The organism is Desulfobacula sp. (assembly GCF_014237455.1).
Taxonomy (GTDB): Bacteria; Desulfobacterota; Desulfobacteria; order Desulfobacterales; family Desulfobacteraceae; genus Desulfobacula.
In genome coordinates this window covers 1-2,358 of record NZ_JABZFL010000032.1, presented here as the reverse complement: position 1 = coordinate 2,358, position 2,358 = coordinate 1, and the positions used below count along the sequence as shown (strand labels likewise).

Sequence of the window (2,358 nt, the reverse complement as noted above, 5' to 3'; positions counted from 1 at the left end):
AATATTGACAGAACATTAATTTGCTTTTTACCATGGATTTTCACGGAAATTTCACAGATACTAACAAACCAAAGTTCAGTGGATCTCCGTGCAACTCCGTGGTAAATCTTTTTAATCAACAAAACGGAGCTGAATTTATTATGAAAGTACCTTTACTTGATTTAAAAGCCCAGTATAATTCGATAAGGGAAGAAATTTTAAAGGTTACCCAGGAAGTTTATGAGAGCCAGTATTTTATCCTTGGGCCAAAGGTTGAAGCACTTGAAAAAGAGATAGCCCAATATTGCTCATCAAAACATGCGATCGGGGTTTCATCCGGGACAGACGCACTTTTAATCTCGATAGTTGCTGCGGATATAGGTCATGAAGATTTAGTTATTACAACGCCTTATACCTTTTTTGCAACAGCAGGGTCAATTGGCCGTACAGGTGCTGTGCCTGTTTTTGTTGATATAGACCCGGATACCTATAATATTTCAACAAGTGGTATAGAAAACACCGTCAATGGGATGACAAGTGATCAGAGCTCAAAGCTCAAGGCTATAATGCCTGTTCAACTGTATGGCCAGTGTGCTGACATGGATCCGATTTTAAAGATTGCAGAAAAGCACGATTTGGTTGTGATAGAGGATGCGGCGCAGGCTATTGGCGCGGAGTATAAAGGGAAACGGGCTGGTTCCATAGGTGATTTCGGATGCTTTTCTTTTTTCCCCTCAAAAAACCTGGGGGCTTTTGGCGACGGTGGAATTGTTACTACCAATTCAGATGAATTGTATGAAAAACTGAAAATCCTGCGTGTTCACGGATCTTATCCCAAGTATTATCACAAAATCATCGGGGGCAATTTCCGGCTGGATGCCTTGCAGGCTGCTATTGTTTCAGTGAAGCTGAAACATCTTGACGGTTGGACTGCCGCACGGCAGAGGAATGCAAACAGATACAGAGAATTGTTTGCAAGTGCAGGTCTGGATAATATAAAGCTTCCGGTTGAAAGTCAGGGACGCCATATTTATAATCAATTTGTCATCAGTGTGCCGAAAAAAAGAGATGACCTCCGCCTGTTTCTACAGGAAGCGAAAATAGGAACAGAAGTTTATTATCCTGTTCCCATGCATCTCCAGGAATGCTTTTCCTATCTGAATTACAAAAAGGGTGATTTCCCGGTTTCCGAGCACGCAGCTTCGCATACCCTGGCTCTTCCAATATACCCTGAGCTTACAGAGGATCAACAGGCATATGTGGTCAAAAAGATAAAAGAGTTTTACCTTAATTGAGCTAAGGGCTCAATTGTCTGTTGTTTGTAGTTTGTTGTCCGTCGTTATTAAAATGATCTATTCTGATTTTATTTTTACAAATGCATTTATCCTGGAAAAACGGGGTCAAGGAAATTTATTAATGGCGGGATATGTCTGTTACGTTGATGCTGTTTTAACGATTCCTGGTTTTTTGTGAGTGATAGGTTTTTATAAAGCTCTTTATAGTTTGGATATTTTCATCGCGTGTTCCAAGAAAACTGATGCCGGTTTCATATTTACCGGATTTATTTTTTTTTGAATGGGCGATTTTCCCTTTTATTTCCATTATGTTATTTTCCAGGTCAATGGACATGAGTAAAACAAATTCTGATTCTATAGGATATGGTGATTTTAGAAGGATTCCACCCTGGCTGATATTTAAAGTTTCACCGATCCCTTCTCCGATTTCATTACCTTCTTTATCAACACAAACATAAGAAACAACGTTGCGTGTTTCTACTCTTGGATATTTCCTTTTATCTGTTTTTGGCATAATGATAGTTTCTGATAACAAAATATGATGGCCTCGTAAAAAGATATAAAATATTTTTTACGAATTTATCAAAAATTAATGTGTTTTTTGAAATTGTCAAGGAAGGGCAACTTTGTGCTATTTTTTAACAGGCAAAAAGCCCAGGTTGTATGGTCAAGGGATTAATTAACGATACGGTTTCGTAAAAAGTCCAACTTCTGCGTTGTGCTGCATTTCGTAATCATTCAACGTACGATCAGTACGCCTCATGATTACAAAATTTGCACGCCTTGAATTTGAACTTTTTACGAAACCGTCTACATCGGACTTTTTGCGAGTTCATCAATATTTTACTAGACCGAAAAAACGCCTGAATGCGCCAATGACTTTACGAAAAATGCTGCCGTACTTTTTTGCATATGCTTCCACTGCATCTGCCGGATTGTCATCATCCGGATGGTTATAAACAGGTGCATCCTTTATCAACTTTTGTCTCAGCTTGCGTCCGTATTTAACCACCCAAACATAAAAATCCGTCTCCGTTCTGTGGGGAAACTGCTTCATAATGCGATTGCTGCGGATAACCTCCGC

3 protein-coding genes are annotated in these 2,358 nt (G+C 39.3%); 1 reads left to right on the top strand and 2 read right to left on the bottom strand.

Annotated features, from left to right (window positions below):
• Positions 1–140: 140 nt before the first annotated feature.
• Positions 141–1,274 carry a DegT/DnrJ/EryC1/StrS aminotransferase family protein gene (locus tag HGJ91_RS05260; protein ID WP_291346658.1) on the top strand — a complete coding sequence of 378 codons (1,134 nt, stop codon included), beginning with the start codon at positions 141–143 and terminating at the stop codon, positions 1,272–1,274.
• Between the two features lie 154 nt (positions 1,275–1,428).
• Here HGJ91_RS05260 and HGJ91_RS05255 read toward each other — a convergent pair whose 3' ends face one another.
• The gene (locus tag HGJ91_RS05255) at positions 1,429–1,788 is read right to left on the bottom strand and encodes a PilZ domain-containing protein (RefSeq protein ID WP_291346657.1); all 360 of its coding nucleotides are present in this window, start codon (positions 1,786–1,788) and stop codon (positions 1,429–1,431) included.
• A gap of 321 nt (positions 1,789–2,109) precedes the next feature.
• On the bottom strand, positions 2,110–2,358 hold a 249-nt coding region (locus HGJ91_RS05250; RefSeq protein ID WP_291346656.1), incomplete at its 5' end, for a hypothetical protein.